This is a genomic window from Grimontia sp. SpTr1 (assembly GCF_947387585.1).
Lineage (GTDB): Bacteria > Pseudomonadota > Gammaproteobacteria > Enterobacterales > Vibrionaceae > Enterovibrio > Enterovibrio indicus.
On sequence record NZ_CANDOD010000003.1, the window covers coordinates 365,924 to 384,727 of the forward strand.

At 49.6% G+C, this 18,804-nt stretch carries 6 protein-coding genes; 3 read left to right on the forward strand and 3 right to left on the reverse strand.

The window, feature by feature from the left end; all coding sequences use genetic code 11:
- Positions 1-133 precede the first annotated feature (133 nt).
- The gene (locus QL223_RS08340) at positions 134-13,303 is read left to right on the forward strand and encodes a retention module-containing protein (RefSeq protein WP_281544452.1); all 13,170 of its coding nucleotides are present in this window, start codon (positions 134-136) and stop codon (positions 13,301-13,303) included.
- 153 nt (positions 13,304-13,456) lie between these two features.
- The gene (locus QL223_RS08345; RefSeq protein ID WP_046304395.1) at positions 13,457-14,440 is read left to right on the forward strand and encodes a chemotaxis protein; all 984 of its coding nucleotides are present in this window, start codon (positions 13,457-13,459) and stop codon (positions 14,438-14,440) included.
- 69 nt (positions 14,441-14,509) lie between these two features.
- On the opposite strand, the gene QL223_RS08350 is transcribed toward QL223_RS08345, so the two are convergent.
- Together QL223_RS08350 and QL223_RS08355 are read right to left on the reverse strand one after the other, a co-directional pair.
- On the reverse strand, positions 14,510-16,645 hold the full coding sequence (locus tag QL223_RS08350; RefSeq protein WP_281544453.1) for a TRAP transporter permease: 2,136 nt from the start codon (positions 16,643-16,645) through the stop codon (positions 14,510-14,512).
- 92 nt (positions 16,646-16,737) lie between these two features.
- The gene (locus QL223_RS08355) at positions 16,738-17,751 is read right to left on the reverse strand and encodes a TAXI family TRAP transporter solute-binding subunit (protein ID WP_281544454.1); all 1,014 of its coding nucleotides are present in this window, start codon (positions 17,749-17,751) and stop codon (positions 16,738-16,740) included.
- A gap of 219 nt (positions 17,752-17,970) precedes the next feature.
- Here QL223_RS08355 and QL223_RS08360 point away from each other — a divergent pair, with 219 nt between their 5' ends.
- The gene (locus QL223_RS08360) at positions 17,971-18,222 is read left to right on the forward strand and encodes a hypothetical protein (RefSeq protein WP_002540269.1); all 252 of its coding nucleotides are present in this window, start codon (positions 17,971-17,973) and stop codon (positions 18,220-18,222) included.
- A 43-nt stretch (positions 18,223-18,265) separates the two neighbouring features.
- Here the strand turns inward: QL223_RS08360 and QL223_RS08365 are convergent, their stop codons facing one another.
- A complete protein-coding gene (locus QL223_RS08365) occupies positions 18,266-18,754 on the reverse strand; it encodes a hypothetical protein (RefSeq protein WP_002540270.1) in 489 nt (162 codons plus the stop codon).
- Positions 18,755-18,804: the final 50 nt, after the last annotated feature.

The following is an 18,804-nucleotide window of genomic DNA, read 5'->3' on the forward strand; positions in this document are numbered from 1 at the left end:
TTTGATCGATTAATACTTCTCACCAAATCCGATAGGCAAACAATTTCGAAAACCCGTCTCACTGCAATTTAGTTGGTAAATCTAGACAGTAAGGCAACTGGCTGGGTGATTCGTAAACGTTATAGGTATATCGATGAAGACAGCAAATACCGGCTCAGAAACGTCGGAAAACATAGAAAAATTATCAACGTCACTCACCGTAGAAGAAGGCAAGGTCTACCTTGTTCAGAACAATCTGGCAGCGCCATTGACCGGCAGCGCAAATGTGGGTGCTGAAGGTATAGTTATCGCGTCACCCAACGCTCGCTACATTGTTATTAAAGATGGCGAACCCGTGTTGGTTTCAGAGCCCTGTGCCACCTGTATCAAGCTCGATGATGAGGGCATTCAGATCATTGGGCTGGATGAAAACGTCACGCTGGCAGAGAGTGAAGACGCAATCGCGCTGCTAGATGGTGACATCGCTGCGTTGCAGGAAGCTATTCTTGCCGGTGTTGACCCGACGCAGGAATTTGAAGCGGCGGCGGCGGGAGCTGCAGGTGGAACCAGTTCCTCTATCGGTGATTTTGCGGTTATTCAGTACAACAATACCAGCGTGCTGGCACAGGCCGGGTTCGATACTACTTTTTCCCCAAACGCAGCCGCTCCAGCCGATGACGATCCACTTCCTATTCTTCCCCCTTCGGGTGGTGAGTCTCTGTCTCTCACCATCACCGAGAGCGACCTACAGCCAGATCAGTACCCGGTAAACACGGTTTCCAGTGTATTGATAACAGCAAGCTCTTTACCGTTGGATGCGACCAGCTTTGTGATTGAGCCGACGGCAGCGGAAGCGATAATCACCGAGCTGACCGCAGATACACTAAGCGGCGGTGAGCCACTGGATTATGTTCTTTCTGCAGATGGCAAAACCATCACAGGGAGCCTAAATGGCGAAACCGTTGTCATTATTGAAGTGACAGGCGAACAGGTTGGCAGGGATGTGTCATTGACGGTCTCTGTTACCTTGAATGCACCTCTGGATCACTACGCGGAGGGTAGTAGTGCGGGTTTGGTGACAGTGACGGGGGATGCCATCAACATATCGATGGAGATCCAAGGGCAGGACGTTAGCGGTAATGCGCTGGATGCGCCCGTCAGTACCACGGTAACCGTGTTAGATGGTGCGGATCCAACACTCAGTCCTGACAGCATCACCATTGATGAAAACAACGTGGAGTATGTTTCCGAGCCCATTCCCATCAATCTGGATGTAAACAGTGATGCACTGGCATTGATTCGTTTTGTCGAGACCCCTGAGCTTTCCGATGCCTTGAGTGCGATCACCAGCAATGGTGCTTCGACCTCCTTTGTTGTTGAAGACAACGAAATCCGCGTTAGCCTCGACAGCGATCCTTCTTCCATTGTACTTAGTATCACCCTCCAACCTGTCGCGGGGGCGACAGATCAATATGCCTACGTTGTCGCCCAAAATGCCACGATTGATGAGTCAGAAGCGAGCAATGACACCTTGATTCCGGTGACCGTTGATGCAACAGACAGGGACGGGGACAGCGGCGTTGGCACCTTTACCGTCACGTTTGAAGATGGTGATAACGCATCGGGAGAAAACGCAACCATAGAAGGGCAGTATGAACTCACGGAAGACCAGCTGGAAGAACCTGCTTTGGTCGCAAATGGCACAATAACGCTAGATGCAGCGGCAGACAGATTGGTTCCTGACTCCCTTGAAATTGCAAATCTCACTGGCCTTCAAACCGAGCTTAATAAGCTGGCTTCAGGCGGAGAGGCTCTGTCCTTCCAGTTCACTAAAACGGGTAATGTAGTCGAAATTACCGGAACTAAGCCGGACGGCACCGAAATCGTCAATATCACGTTAACGGCCAGTCAAACCTCTGGTACGGGCGCGCAGGGTATTTCCATTGCGTCAGTCTTTACCTTGGATGGTCCGTTGGATCACCTCGACCCAGGCCAGTTTGCGGATAACCAATGGGTCACTATTTCATCGGCTTCGGGTACGAGCGAGGAAATCTTCGACATCAAAGTTGAGCTGCAGGTACAGGATACGGATGGGGACCCACTCGATGCGCCAATTAGCGTGACCTATAAAGTGGAAGATGGGATAACGCCACTTATCGACGCAGCAGATTCAACCCTGATTGACCCGATGGTTGGCGAGCCTGCTTCAACCACCTCAGAATCACTGGGATTAGAGGTTGGCAGTGATGATATTGCCTCACTCACATGGCAACTCGACAGCAGTTTCCAAACCTTGATTGAAAGCCTCACCAGTAACGGGAATCCCTTGTCATTGCTGACACCCTTAAGTGAGCTCAACGCCGATGGTGAGCCCATTCAGGTTGGCTACACCGAATCTGGCACTACGATTACCGTGCTCACTATCGAACTCGATCAAACCAGCAATGAATATAAGGTGACGTTGGCGCAACCGATTGATGAGCCAACCGATGATAAGGTCGAATTGCCATTAACGGTTAAAGTGACAGACGACGATGGGGACAGCACTACCTCTGAGTTCACCCTCACGATTAACGATGCAGGCAATGCATCTGGTGAGTCTGCGATGGAGAGTGGCGGATTTGAAATCACAGAAAATCAGTTGAATGAACCGGCGCAAACCGCAAACGGCACGATTACGCTGGATGCGAAAACTGACCGTCTGCAACCTGATTCCCTCTCTATTGCCAATCTGTCGGAATTACAGTCCGAGCTTAATGAACTGACGTCTGGTGGCGATGCGCTGACTTTCTCGATAGAGCCAGGCACGGCAGGGAACGTTATCGAATTGGTGGGTAAAAAAGCCGATGGCACGGAAGTGGTCAGTCTGACGTTGACTACCACGCAACAGCCGGGTTCCGGCGCACAGGGGATCTCGATTGCTTCTGCTTTTACACTCAACGAACCGCTAGACCACATTGAAGACAGCAAATTTGCCGACAATAAGTGGGTCACGATTAATCCTGCATCCGGTAGCAGCGAAGAAATCTTCGACATCAAGCTTCAGCTTCAGGTGCTTGATACAGATAATGATGCGTTAGATGCACCCATTGAAGTGACGTATTCGATTGAGGATGGCATTCATCCGGTGATTGATGCCGCTGACGTAGAACTTGTCGATCCGCTTAAAGGGGGAAGTGCATCAACGGCGTCGGGTTCGCTTGGCCTTACCATTGGCAGTGATGATATTGAATCGCTGGTTTGGCAGCTGGATAGCGCATTCCAGACCACCATCGAAGGATTCACCAGCAATGGCAATGCACTTTCGCTGTTAACACCACTCGGCGACATCAATGATTCAAACCAACCCATTGAGATTGGTTATGTTGACGGCACTGGCACCACAATCACAGTCATGACTCTCACGCTGGATCAGGTGAATAATGATTACGATGTAGTGCTGTCCCAGCCAATCGATCAAACCACCAGTAACGACAAAATCGACATTCCACTTTCCGTGAAGGTGACGGACAAAGATGGTGACACCGCAGATTCTGCTTTCACGGTGACCATTGAAGACAATGACAACGCCAACGGCGTCAATGTCAGTGTCTCCGGTAATTACGATTTAGTTGAAGACCAGCTGAATGAACCTGCTCAAACCGCCAACGGCTCCATTACATTAGATGCCACCACAGACAGGCTTGAGCCGGATTCTGTATTTATCGCCAACTTGTCGGCTCTTCAAAGCGAACTCAACGAACTGACTTCCGGCGGTGATGCACTGACTTTCACCATACTGCCGGGCACTACTGATAACGTCATTGAGCTCGTCGGTAAAAAAGCGGATGGCACCGAGGTGGTTAGCCTTACGCTGACTACCACACAAATTTCGGGTAGCGGTGCGCAGGGCATCACGATTGACTCAGTCTTCACGCTCAACCTCCCGCTCGACCATGCAGACCCAGACAAGTTTGCTGATAATCAGTGGGTTACCATCAAATCTGCATCTGGCAGCAGCGAAGAGATTTTTGATATCAAGCTTCAACTGCAAGCGAAAGATACCGATGATGATTTGCTGGATGCGCCGATAGAAGTGACGTATTCGGTTGAAGATGGCATCCATCCAGAAATCGCTGTTCAGGATGCCAGTGTGACTGACCCTAATTCCGGTTCAACGGCAACAGAAACTCGTTCGCTGGGACTGGATATCGGGAGTGATGATATTGAATCACTGGTTTGGCAGTTGGACAGTGGTTTTCAGACCATCGTTGAAGGGCTAACCAGCAATGGCAATGCCTTGTCATTGCTGAGTCCAGTCAGCGATTTAAATGATTCTGATAATCCGATAGAGATTGGCTATACCGATGGCTCTGGTGCAACAGTTACCGTGATGACGATTGCGCTGGATGCGGGTAATAATCAATATACAGTGACACTGTCACAATCTATCGACCAGCCATCAGATGAAAAGGTTGATCTGCCACTTTCTGTGAAAGTCACGGATCACGACGGTGACAGTGATTCCTCTGACTTTACCGTCACCGTCAATGATGGCAGTGACGCGTCGGGCGAATCAGCGACAGTGAGTGGTGAGTATGAAATCACCGAAGACAAGCTTAACGAACCTGCTCAAACCGTCAACGGCACGATCACATTAGATGCCGCTGCGGATAGGCTGCTGCCCAATTCCGTCTCCATCGCCAATCTGACTGCATTGATTGAAGAATTGAATGAACTGACTTCAGGTGGTGATGCGCTGACATTCCGCATTGAGGCGGGCACCGCAGATAACGTCATCACGCTGGTGGGTGAAAAAGGCGATGGTACTGAAGTTGCCAGTATAACCTTGACCACGACACAGTCGGCAGGTACGGGTGCGCAAGGTCTGTCTATCGCTTCTGTCTTTACGCTCAGCGAACCACTTGATCATATTGAAGAAAGCAAGTTTGCTGACAACCAATGGGTGACGGTTAAGCCAGCCTCTGGTAGCGATGACGAAATCTTCGATATCAAGGTTCAACTTCAGGCACGCGATACGGATAACGACCCGCTTGATACACCTATAGAAGTCACTTACTCAGTGGAAGATGGCATTAATGCGATTATGGAGGTCGTGGATGCGGAGCTCACTGAACCTGCCAATGGCGACACCCCAGTTTCGACGACAGAATCTCTGGGTCTGGAGGTAGGAAGTGATGACATCACCTCGCTGGTTTGGGATCTAGATGCTTCTTTGGCTACCCAAATAGAAGGGCTAACCAGCGAAGGTAATGCGCTGACTTTGCTAACACCATTGAACGAACTCAATGGCTCAAACAAAACCATCGAAGTGGGGTATATCGACGGGTCTGGCGCCACTATAACTGTGCTGACGGTAGCGATCGATCAAGCGAACAACCAATACACCGCAACCGTAAACCGTCCGATTGAACAGCCAGACAGTGAGTCGGTAGAGTTGCCGCTCTCACTTAAAGTCACGGATGATGACGGTGACACAACGACATCTGATTTCACGCTCACCGTAAAGGATGGTGCGCCGCCGAGTGTCGATCCTGTCGATTCAACACTCATTGACCCCATTATTGGCAGCACGCGCTCGCAAGAGAATATCAGCCTCGGCATTACCCAAGGCACAGATGCGATTCAGTCCATCGAGTTCTATGCGCCATCAGGATTGGAAGCAGCACTTAATGCTATTACCAGCAGTGGTTACCAAACCAGTGTTCAACCACAGCCGTTTTCTTCGCTGACTAACGAAATCGTCATCGTTATCGATGATCCAAGCCTGTCAGCCTCCTCTTCACCTGCGAATGGTGACACGGTGTTGACCATCAAACTTGATACTGATGCTTCGGGTAAGCCAACAGGAGAATACTCCGTTGTGTTGGATTTGGCTGTTGATCAGGCTGGTAGCGACCTTGAGCTACCCATCGGCGTGAAGGTGACGGATATTGATGGCGATGAAGTGACAGGTGAGTTTACCGTCACGATTCAGGATGATGACTCAGCGATCATTCCGTCTACTGACAAAACCTTGCCGATCACTGAGCCAGATTTAACCCCTGATGGCGCTCAAGTTGGCTATCCCGACACCTCAACCGTGAGTTTGACGGTCAATGCAAGGACTGACCGATTGATCCCGGACGACGTGAGAATCAGCAGTGCTCAGTTGGATGACTTGATCAAAGACATGGAAGAGGTACTCACCAGTAACGGTAAACCCATCGACTTCGAATACGATCAGACGACAGGTGTTCTGTCTGGGCGGGTTGATGGTGAGTTGGTCATGACGCTGAGCTTTCCTGCTACCCAAGGCGTCGATGGATATGGTTTGGTCATCGAACCTTCTATCACGCTATTCAAACCTGTTGACCACAATGCAGATGCAACATCAAACACGCGGGTAACGATTAATGGCGATCGCATTGTTATTTCCGTCTCTCTCGACACCAAGGATTCTGATGGTGATGTGATAAGTGGCATTGCAGCGATTAGCGTTGATATTCAGGATGGTGAAGCGCCGGTGATTACCAACGCCCCTGCGTTGAATGTCGAAGAAAGCGATATTAACGCTAACGGCTCTAGCCCCAATCAGAACCGACCCGGTACCACGCCTGGTGGTGTGGGCACTGATCAGGATACAGCGACCGGGCAACTGGAAATCAATAGCGGCAGTGATGAAATTGCTGATGTAGCGATAAACGTTGGCGGCTTTGCCTCAGTAAATAGCGACAATAGTGAAGATGCGGGTGGTACTGCCATTCCACTGAGTTCTAAGGGCACCGCAGTCACGCTGGAGCTGACCAGTGATACATCTGCCAATAAGGTTTACACCGGTATGGCAGGCGCAAGAGAAGTCTTTACGCTAACCGTATTTCCGAATGGCACTTATACCTTTGCATTGCTTGGTGCTCTTGACCACCCACGAGGTGAAGAGAAAAACTCTCTCGCGATTAACTTCCCTGTCGAAGTGACTGATGCTGATGGCGACAAAGCGACAGCCAATATCGTCGTAAATGTCCTTGATGATGTGCCATTTTCGTTGGAGACCGACGGCGTCGGAACAGGCGGCGGTAGTTTGGTAACGGAAGAAGGGAATTCATCTTCACGCATTACCATTCTGCCTGCGCGCAATCGTGGCGCTGATGATGCAACCATCAAGTCAGTCACCATCAATGGCGAACAGCATGAACTGACACCGGGCATTAATAACCGGTTTACGGTCACCGAAGGGAGTGGCGGGCAAGAGCTCGGCACCTTGGTGATTCATAGCCGCGGTACGGTGGAGTTCATCGCCAACGATGACATCACACACAGGGGCTCAACCAGTAACCGCATCACAGAATCTTTTAGCTACGAAATTCTCGACGGCGATGGAGACATCGTTGTCGGCACCACGGAAATTGTGGTTGTCGATGCCCAACCGCAACTTGTCGTCCAAAACGCATCTGGTTTGGAAGACCAGGGCAGGGAGCCAGATCCTAACGATGATTTGGTCGGCAATCCTGCGGATGGTATAGCCATTAATATGACGGTTGACGTCGGTGATAACGACCAAAGTGAAACGGTTGATCGCGTTTTGATTACCTTGCCATCCAACGCTCACGGCACTTTCTATGCGAACGGTGCGGAGCTTCCCATCACTGGTAACCAAATTGAGTTGGCGGGCAACTTGTTCACGCCCAATGCTTCCAATGAACTTTGGACACTGCAAGGTGTGACCTTTGTCCCTGATCAGGATTACTCCGCATCTAACGGTGTGCCTACGTTTACCGTGACGGGATTTGTGGCCAACGGAGATGGCTCAGAACGTCAGTTAGATAACCAAACCTTCTCCATCACCGTTGAGGGTATTGCTGATGTGCCGATTTGGGAAAATTCAACGACAACGCTTTACTACCGAATTGATGAAGACAGTGACGGTGCAACACTCAACCTGAACGCAGAATTGGAAGACAGGGATGATTCGGAAGAACTGAACTACATCCTGACACTCGACGCTGGCAGTGCCACCTTGTTGCTCAATGGCGCAGAGTTGACGCCGACAGGTGGCAAATACATCGTCGCAGCGGCGGATATCAACAATGTGGTAGTGAAACCTGACGAGAATTTCTCTGGTGACATAACGCTAACAGCGATTGCCCAAAGTAAAGAGAAAGACAACTTCGCGTCCGGTCAGCAAACGGCGGATTCAGAACCTCAAACCATCACGATTGCGGTTGACCCAATTGCGGATACCACCACCCTCAAAGTGACCCGAGCCAGTGGGCTGGAAGACGAGCTTATCGACCTCGCACCGCATATCTCACTGACAGATTCAGTAGATACAGACGGTTCTGAAGCGCTTTATGTCTGGATCACCGGCGTGCCAACAGGTGCGAAATTACTCTTGAGTGATGGGACCGAGGTGCCGGAAAGTGGCGGTCTCTATGAGTTTGCGTATGCAGATATCAGTGGTTTGAAGCTTCAGCCACCACCAGAAAGCAATGTGGATTTCGCCTTGAATGTCAGAGGCGTGGTGAAAGACACGATCACAGTCACCAATGCCAGTGGTGTCGCCGAGACGGTGACTGATGTTTACGAGACTGGCGCAAAAATCCTCAACGTGGCTTTGAAAGGCGTGGCTGATGTGCCAGATATTGAAGCAGATTTAGGTAATGTTTGGCAGCCAGTCATCGAAGATGGCGTGGAGACGGGGATTGAAACCACCATTCCGGAAGATGGAGAAGTTTCACTTTCGTTTACCATTAAATCTGGTGAGAAAGGGAGTTCTCTGCCTGACGATGACTCTGAAACACTGTCTACGCTGGTCACCAATATTCCCAAAGGCGTGACCTTATTAGATACCAATGATGACGAAATCAACCTAGTTTATGCTGGCCTGGGTGCTAATGGTGAACCCCAATATCAGGCCAAGGTAGATGGGCTTTCAGACGTTAAACTGGTTCCTCCTCCTGGCAGCACAGATGATATCACGCTGACTGTCACCATTATCGTCACTGAAGATGATGGCGATTCTTTGACCGTCGATAAAGATGTCATTGTCCATATTGAACCGGAAATTGATGCGCAAGATTACACGCTCAACAGCCGTGGATTTGAAGACCAGAATGTGGTCGTTAATTGGCGTCCAAATACGGATGAAGGATTCACTGATAACAACGAATCTATTACCGCTATTACCTTTTCGATGGCTCAGGCAGCGATTGACGCTGGTTATACGCTGACGATTGCCGGTGAATCAACGCCTATTACCTTCTCCGGAGGCGAAGCGGTGCTCTCCACTGATCAAGTGAGTAAGCTCTTATCGGGCAGTAATCTTTTACTTAGAGCCCCAGTAAACTCTGACCTCGACCGGGATCTTGATCTAAGCGTGAAGCTAACTGTTGAACAGAAAGACACTGACTCTTCGGCTATTGATACCAAAGAGATCACTGGTGATCTGAATGTCCTCATCATCGCGACCGTAGAGAATACTGGAGACATCGAGCTAATTGATGCTTCCGATAATATTCTTTCGACGACCATTGTCGGGGAGGGTACTGGCTCAATATCACTTTCCAGTCCTGATAGACGTTTGGCATTTATAACACCTGAAGGCGTAAACACAGACGGAAGCAGCGAGGAAATTATTACCCAGGTCGTGGTCACTTTTGTCGCTGATGCCAGTGGAACACCACTGACAGAGGAACAGCTTGAACTCTATGACCAGTTCTACGTGACAGGTGGGATCAATAATGGTGACGGCAGTTGGACTGTTCCTGCGAATGCATTAGATACATTGGCCATTACGACGTCTGCTAAAACAACGGCGCCTGTATATGCGCAAATCACAGCGCAGGTTCAGGATCAGGGGGACGGAACTGAAGGAGACGTAAGTACTCCCGTCGAGCAGAAGCCCATTGTGCTGACACTGGACTTTCAGGGTGAGACAGATCAGACCGAGTTGGCAGGTGATATATCGGTCAACTTGCAGAATGTGACAGGTGCTGAAGATAAATCGATTACATTTGGAGAGCAAATTGGCGACTTTATCCAGATAAATGCTGTGGATGCACCCAATGATGAGTTATCACTGGTTATTGATTCTTCAGCGCTGTCGGCGATTGGCGCAGTGGCTTCTGGGATGTCGTTCAACTACGAAACCGGTGAATATGTTACCAAAGTACCAGTGGCCGCGGATGGGTCTGTTGATCTTTCCGCCATCGCTTTATTACTGCCCAGACATTTTGCCGGTGACGCAATACTTCCTATCAAACTAGTCACGACAGACAAACTAAGCGGCGACATCAAAGAGCTTGATACGTCTATCTCCATTGTTATTGCTCCGGTGGTAGATGGTGTTACGACCGAAGTGAAAGTGATTCAAACTGACGGTTTGAACAGTGAAGAACAGCCCGTCGAGGATGAATCAGAATGGGTGCCAGTCGCCAACAAAGCCCTTGAAGATGGCATCATAGAGCTGGATTTTACGTCGAAATTAATCGACCCCGATACGTCGCCCAATTCCGGTGTTGAAACCATCACTCAGGCTGTATTGACCGTTGACAGCTCCGTAGGTTTTTTTGTTGATGAAAGTGGTGAGAACCCGCAAAGCACCATCACTGTTTCCAGTGCTGATCTTTCCAAGGTTTACTTCAAGCCGATAGCGGATTTCAGTGGTGATGTCAGCATTAAAGTCGATACAACGGTCGAAGATAGGGCAGTGAATGATCAGACGAGCTTACCTGACTCTGTCACCGTTAAAACCATCTCAACCAATGTGTCCTTCGAAGTCTTGCCAGTTAACGATCCGGTTACCTTCAGTGGTAATACTTCAGCGATTGCGGGCAACGAAGATGAGCAAATCGCACTAACAGGAGTCACGGCAACGCTGCAGGACACTGATGGTTCTGAGAAGATTGTTTCGGTGAAACTCACCGGTGTGCCTGATGATTTCCAGTTGGTTTCGAATGGAAGCCAGTTGGTGCAGAACAGTGGCGGCGGCGACTGGACCATCAGTGTGCCACCTAACAGCCAAAGTTTCTCTCTTGATGATATTGCGTTTATTCCACCCAAAAACTTCAGTGGTTCAATGACGGTCGTCATGGTGGTTTACGCCAAAGAGAATTTACTCAGCACACCGAAAGAATACAGCACCACCATCGACGTTGTGGTTAACCCCATTGGCGATGGAGTAGACACTGAAATCACCACGTCGGTCTCCGGCACGGAAGACGAGAACATTGAGTTGCCTTTGGATGTCACGGTGATAGATAAAGCATCGTCATATGATGGCTCGGGATTGTCTGTGACTGAGAATGGGCCAGAAGTGGTGAAAGTGGTGCTGACCAATGTGCCGGATTCCGCAACGATCAGCCTGCCGCCGGGTGTTGCCAGTGGGAGCAGTGCGGAAAAACAACCCGATGGAAGTTGGGTCGTTATCGCCAATCAAACCACGCTGTCTTCGCTTATTTTCACACCGGGAGATGCCAATGAAAATAACTGGGATGGGCAGCTTGAAGTGTCGATTCGCGCGGTAGATAACGGCGTAGAAGCAGACAGTTCTCTATGGGTGAATCAGGTGATCGATGTCACCGTCACACCAGTCAATGACGAGCCAGAGTTAACCTTGCCAACTTCACTGGAAGCGGAAGAAGAAACGACCTTACTGATTGAATCTATACAGGTGAAAGATGTCGATGCGAATGAAACGGCTGGTGGCGTTATTTCTATTCGCTTGAGTGCTATTGATGGTGTGATTGGTTTACCGGACTCACCACCATTGCCTTCAGGCGTGACTGTGAGTGGGCAGGGCACCAACAATATGACTTTGGAAGGGCCGTTGGATGCCATTAATGACGCTTTGGGTAATGGCGTCACTTACACGGGAGATACTAATTTCAGTGGTGAAGATACTCTGACCGTGACGGTCAACGATAACGGCAATTCCGGTGACGGAGGGGCGAAGACAGATACGGATTCGGTCAGCATCAATGTACTGCCAAAACCAGACATTCCCACACTGACTCTGAATACGCCACAAACCGCTGCGGTTGCGGGGAGTGTCGCTTCCGTGATTCCACTGCTTGGACTGGCAGCTGCATTGACGGACCCGTCTGAAACGCTTTCGATCGAAATTCGAAATGTGCCTGCGGGACTAACATTCGTTGATGCTGATGGCGCAGCCATGGGAACTGGCCCTATCGGTGGTGTTGTGACGCTAACGCCGGCAGAACTCGCACAACTGCACGTAACGGGATCGTCTGTGCTGTCGAACACCGTTGAAGTGGTTGCTATTTCAACGACAACGACGGGGGAATCGGCAGAATCTGATTCCATCGAACTTTCTATTAACGTGACTAACGCAGGCGAAGGGGCGATTGCAGCCGCAGATCCTGCCGTCGACAATGTGGTGATATCGGGAACGGAAGATGCCACTCTGGAAGGTGGCGCTGGTGACGATACCTTGATTGGCGGGCTTGGTGCAGACATCCTCAGTGGCGGCGCAGGTGATGACAGCTTGTGGGGTGGTAAAGAAGGTGAAGCGGACAACAGCATCGACAGGTTTGTCTGGAATGCAGCAGATTTTGGCACCACCGGCAGCCCTGCGACAGATACCATCGAAGATTTCGACACTGCAACGGATGTGGTGGATCTCAGCGGTGCGCTAAGCCTGCAAAACCTGAGTGGCCTTTCAGCGCTGACTGATATCCTCGCATTAACCGAAAGCGGTGGCAGCGCAACTCTGAGTGTTTCAGTTGGCGGAGATAAAGTTCAGGACATCGTTTTCAACGGCGTCAGTTTGGATGAAATGGTTAATGGCACGGCTTCTGGGATGACCCAGGAAGAGCTCCTGACCTCTGTCATCGATAGCGGTCAGTTATATCTCGGTGACAATATCGGTAATGGAGAAAGCAATACGTTGGTCGCCGATGACGCAGGAGAAAGTCTGTTTGGTATGGGTGGCAATGACACCCTGCAAGCGGGTAAAGGCGATGACATTCTCACTGGCGGTGACGGGGAAGATCTGTTCGTTTGGCTGGAATCTTCTTTGACCAATCCAGCGAACACAGACAGGGTGACTGATCTGACGTTGGGGCAGGACAAACTGGATATCTCTGACTTGCTGACAGGGTTAAGCTCAACACCGGATGCGTCTGATTTATTGCCATTTTTTGATGATGCAACTGTCGCTAACGATGGCACGATCACGCTAGCATTGATTTCAAATGGGCAAACACAAAACATCGTGCTGGAAAGCATGGATATCTCGAGTTCAGGGCTTAGTCTGGCTGCAGGATCCAGTACTTCAGAAATCATTAATGCCCTCTATGACCAACAGGTTTTTAAAGTGGAATAACAGGAGGAATCAGTTCGGGCTTTGAAGGTTCTCTCCTCAAGGTATTGAATTTGGGCATAACTATTTTCGTCAATTGAGTCATCTGTCGATAGATTAAGACTATGCTGTTAGAGGACGTTATTGTTTTTGCCCTCACATGCATTGAGATCTGGTATGAGCACAGAACCTAAAACTTCAATCTTGACAGAAAGCGGTACAAACGAACTCGAGATTATTGAATTTCGTTTAGAGAAAATTTTGCCTGATGGCTCTAAAAAGATCTGTTATTACGGTATCAACGTCGCCAAAGTAAGAGAGGTTATCCGCGTTCCCGATACCACGGACTACCCCAATGCACAGCCTAACGTGCTGGGGGTGTTCTCTCTTCGTGGCAAGTTGATCCCTTTGGTGGATTTAGCTCGCTGGCTTGGCGTGCCAACCAAGGATTGTGTCGAAGAAAAAGTCGTTATCGTTACTGACTTCAATAAGATGTCTAACGGCTTCTTAGTAGACAGTGTTAGCCGGATTCACCGGATATCATGGGAAGAAGTGGAATCTCCCAGCCAATTCCTCGAAGCCTCAGATCAAGACTGTGTCGTGGCGGTAGTGCGTCAGGAAACCAATCTCATCATGATCCTCGACTTCGAGAAAATCATTGCTGACATCAATCCTGAGCTTAGCATGGAAAAATACGATGTCACCAAAGACAAAACCGTGGTCATTGATGATGCCATGGTGGCAAGGCGCGAAGCTAAAACCATCCTTGTTGTCGATGACTCGGCGTTTATCAGGCGTTTGATTGAAAACACGTTGAGATCGGCGGGTTACAATGTGATCACAGCAAAAGACGGTCAGGAAGGGTTGGACAACATGATTGAGTTTGTCCGACTGTGCACCGAAGAACAACTGCCCATTACCGAGTTCGTCGACGGTGTCGTCTCTGATGTGGAAATGCCGAAAATGGACGGCTTGCATCTGGTGAAAAGACTGCGTGAAATCGGTGAATACAAAGACATTCCGATTGTTATGTTCTCTTCCTTGATGAGTGAAGACAACCGCCGCAAAGCGCTGGATCTTGGTGCGAATGACACCATCACCAAACCAGAAATTGGCCGCATGGTTGGCTTGATGGATAGTTTGGTATTGAAAGAAGGTTAGTCGGCTGCCAACAGAAGTGAAAAGCGCCAAATAGGCGCTTTTCTTCTTTTAAGCGATTGAGCATTGAAGCTAGGCAGTCGCCAGCGGTGGCGGTTTCTTGTATGAGTGCACTACCAGTGCGATAAACAGCCCTGCACCCAGTAAGCGAAGCCAAATATCCAAACCTGGCCACATCATCAAAGCTGCCATACCGAATGTTGCTGCGCGGAAAAGCGGATTAATCGGACCTTCAAGATAACCCTCTAAGCCAGCTACAAGCGCCCAAGTACCCAAAATGGCAAACAGGGTCACAATAACAACCTGCTGAAAATCTCCCGCTACCAATGGTGTATACGCCATGAGTAGTGGCACTAAATAAAGTCCTTTCGCGATTTTCCAGGCTTTGAAGCCTGTAGCCATTGGAGGTGTGCGCGCAATGGTAGCGGCAGCAAAAGCAGTTAAGCACACAGGTGGCGTCACGTTACTGTCTTGCGATAACCAGAAAATGATCAGGTGTGCGGCCAACAGGGCTAATCCAACGGTAACTGGGCCCAGAGATTGCTCCAGAAGCGTCGCTTTAAAATCATCCGGTACCTTGCCTACTAAATCGACGGCCATTTCAAATGACATGGGTGAGCCTAAAGCGGCGAGCTGCTCCGGTGCTATCAGCATAAATATGGTCTTGGCTTCTTCTGGCAACTGACCGTTAGTAAGAAGCTCAAGCAATTGCTGCTCGGCAATCAAGCCATAAAGGGCAGGCGCAGAAAGGGTGCCAAGCACAATGTAGGACGCGGTGACAGGCAATCCCATTCCCAAAATCAGCGATGCCAGCGCGACCAATACAATCATGATGAACAGGCTGCCACCTGCCCAGTCATTGATCATCAGGGAGAAGGTATTGCCAATCCCTGTGGTGCTGATGACGTTGACCACTAAGCCAATACCAGTAAGCAATACCGCTGTGGTCGCCATGTTACGGGCGCCTTGGGCGAGCGCATCAAAGATATCCGCGATGCCCATCCTGTTTGGTGATAACCAAGACGACACAACCACTGAAATGATCGAGATACCCGCCGCATAGGTTGGTGTGAAGTCCATGACCAACAAAGCGACAAGCACAGCGAGTGGAATGAGGTAGTGCCAACCCGACGCCAATACTTTCAGCATGGATGGCGTTTCGGTTTCTAGCTGATGCACACCGGAGCGTTTGGCTTCTATGCGCACGAAGAAGGCCACAGACAGAAAATAAATCAGAGCAGGTGCAAACGATACTGCGATGATTTCGACATAGGGAATTTGGGTGTATGACGCCATGATAAACGCGCCTGCGCCCATTACAGGAGGCATGAGCTGCCCGCCTGTCGATGCTGCTGCTTCCACCCCTGCAGCAAACTTGGGAGGAAACCCGGCTTTCTTCATTAAGGGAATGGTGATCACCCCAGTAGATACGGTGTTTGCCACGCTGGAACCGGATACTGAGCCCATCAACCCTGAACCCAATACGGCGACAAAACCGGGGCCGCCAATGATCTTACCCGCGGCAGCACGGGAGACATTGATGATGTAATCACCCGCGCCGGATTTCACCAAAAATGCCCCAAACAAGATGAACATGAAGACATAGCTCCATGAAATTCTTGAGATAGGGCCAAACATGCCTTCTGAGCTGTAGAAAGCACGATAGAGCATGGTTTCTGCGGAAAGTCCCGGGAAAGCGAATATGCCATCGAGCCAACTTCCCCACCAAACCACATAAGTGAGCGCCACGACAATCAGGCATGGAATAAACCAGCCCATGGTTCGGCGAATCAATTCAAGAGCGATCAAAATGGCGATGACAGAAAACACCCAGTCGGTGGTGACGAAAGTTACGCCACGATCATACAGCGCATCTTCAGCGAAAATGATGTAAACAAGACAGGCGATAGCGGCGACGGCGATACCAATGTCGATGGCCAATGCAAAACGGCTATTTCGCCATTTGGCTGCAGCAGGGTAGGTCAATGCACACATTACTGAAAAGCCAGCGAAATGTGCAGCAGACACCCATAGCTCTGGCAGTGTAGCGAACGTATTAAACCAAATGTGAACAAGTGAAAGCGCGATACCGAAAATGGTGACAATACGAGTGATTAACGGGAAATCTGTTCGCTGCGTCAGTTCAAATTGGGAGAGTTCGGTTTCGATTTCCTGAGACGAATCAGCACTGGAAGATTTATCGGTCATATTCCCTCTAGCGTGCAAAAGAAGACACGACGTCCTGTTGGGCTGGAAATGAAGAAGCGGCGCTGACGGGGTCAGCGCCTTGGGTTTAGCCGTTAGTTGCTAACAAGGTGATCAGGAATCGTCAAACCTTGTTCTTTGTAGTAGCGAGCCGCACCTGGGTGTAGTGGCACAGGTAGGCCATCAATGGCTTTTTGTAGCGACATCGCTTTAGTGGCTTTGTGAATACCATTCAGGAAAGCCAGGTTTTCGTAGATGGTTTTTGTCAGCAGGTATACGTCTTCGTCACTGATGTCACTGCGTACTGCCAGGAAGTTAGGCTGAGCGATGGTTTCAACCGCTTCGGTTTGACCTGGGTAAGTATTGGCTTCAATCACGTAACGGGTCCATAGGTTATAGCTGCCATTGGCTTCTTTAACCTGCTCGTCGGTGAAGTTGAGGATTTTGATTTTATCGCCCATTGCCGCATAAGCACGGGTCACAGCGCTGACTGGGACACCTGCAGGCGTGTTCATGCCATCAATGTTGCCGTTTTGCAGGGCATCAGCACTGGCGCCGTAGCCGAGGTACGCCATATTGAATTTGTTAGTGTTGATATCCAAACCATTCAGAATTTGCAGGCCAGAGCCTTCTGTTCCTGAGTTTTTCTTACCGATAGAGAACTTCTTACCGTCCATAGCCTTCATGTCTGCCATGGTGCCAGTTTTGGCCAAATCGCTTAGCATGATGAAGTGCTCAACGTTTTGCCAAAGCATGGAAACAGAACGCAGTTCTTTCTGTGGGCCTGCCTGCTCAACTTTGCCTTCACCATTCCACGCCCATGCACCATAGAGACCCTGTAGGATTGCAAACTGTGCTTCATTCTCGCGGAGCAGCTTAACGTTTTCGCCAGAACCTGCAGAGCTGATAGCAGACAGTGAAAACTTGTACTGAGGCTCCAGCTTCACTTTACTCAGAGTCGCCAGTGCCACACCGACGGGGTAGTATGTGCCACCCGTAGATGCTGTAGCGAGGATGTAGTCTCTTTCTTTCGCAGCGGCACTGCCCATGCCTGCTGTCACGATGGCAGTTGCCAATGAAAGGGTTTTCACCAAGGATTTGATTTTCATACAACACTCCAATGTTATAGGTATCCGTTGCCGTGGAATAAGATGCAAAGCGTGAGATAGACGCATCGCAGATAACCAGCAAAGAATAGCCGACATTGTAAACGGTATGTTAACCAGTCCTGATAAACATAAGCTTTCTCTCAGTTTTTCTCCCGCCCTAAGACTTTGGTCTAACGCATTCTTTGAGATAAGATCGAGGAAGTCATCATCGGAGGTAACGTGGCGAAACCCAACAAGAAATTGCCGGAACGATCAGTCGATATCATCTGCGCGAAATGCAAGGCGATGTTGTTTAAATACAAGAAAGGTGGGAAAGGGTCTTTGGTGAAGTGTTTCAAAGAACGCATTGTAACTGACTACACTGAAACGCCTTGCGAATGTCCTTCTTGTGGCAATGTGTTTGCGAGGGAGACGTTGGTCAGGGGAACACCTGCTTATAAGATCATTGGCGGTAAGGCTGCCATGAAATAGAAAAGGCACCCTAAGGTGCCTTGAGTTCTTCTTTGCTAAGGCTTTAGATGCCTGCGCGTTTAAACAGACCTGCCATCAGCTTAGAGCTGGATTTCACGCCTGAAGATTTACCTTTAAACTCACCAGCAAGACGAGTATTGCCAACTTCGCGAGCGATGTGCTGCATGGTTAGGTACATATCTCTTGCCGACTTCATGCGGTTCTGGTCATTGAGTGGTGCCAGAAGTTTGATCATGTCAGCGCCAGACATCTTGTTGGTGACTGCATGTTCTTCGATTGCAGTCAGCAGTCTATCCAAATCGTTGGTTGCTTCTGAGCTTTCAATCCCTTCTTTCTTCATTGCTTTCAGATTACGGCGGCGGATCTGCTTAATGATGAAAGTAGGACGGCTTACTAGCTTGTAACCCCAAAATCCCGCTGCGACGACAAGAGCGATACCGCCAACCACGTATGGCCATACGGAACCGGAAGATTCAGCAACGGTTTGTGCATTAGCTGCGACTTCTACAACAGCTGAAGGTACGTCAGACATCTTTTTACCTTTGTTCTTTTTGAATTGAGCGTAGTTTCGCACTGTGGCAC

What these genes read in the sequence shown, in the direction of transcription:
- QL223_RS08340 (WP_281544452.1), top strand. Translation starts at nt 134, where the DNA reads ATGAAGACAGCAAATACCGGCTCAGAAACGTCGGAAAACATAGAAAAA.
- QL223_RS08345 (WP_046304395.1), top strand. Translation starts at nt 13,457, where the DNA reads ATGAGCACAGAACCTAAAACTTCAATCTTGACAGAAAGCGGTACAAAC.
- QL223_RS08350 (WP_281544453.1), bottom strand. Translation starts at nt 16,645, where the DNA reads ATGACCGATAAATCTTCCAGTGCTGATTCGTCTCAGGAAATCGAAACC.
- QL223_RS08355 (WP_281544454.1), bottom strand. Translation starts at nt 17,751, where the DNA reads ATGAAAATCAAATCCTTGGTGAAAACCCTTTCATTGGCAACTGCCATC.
- QL223_RS08365 (WP_002540270.1), bottom strand. Translation starts at nt 18,754, where the DNA reads ATGTCTGACGTACCTTCAGCTGTTGTAGAAGTCGCAGCTAATGCACAA.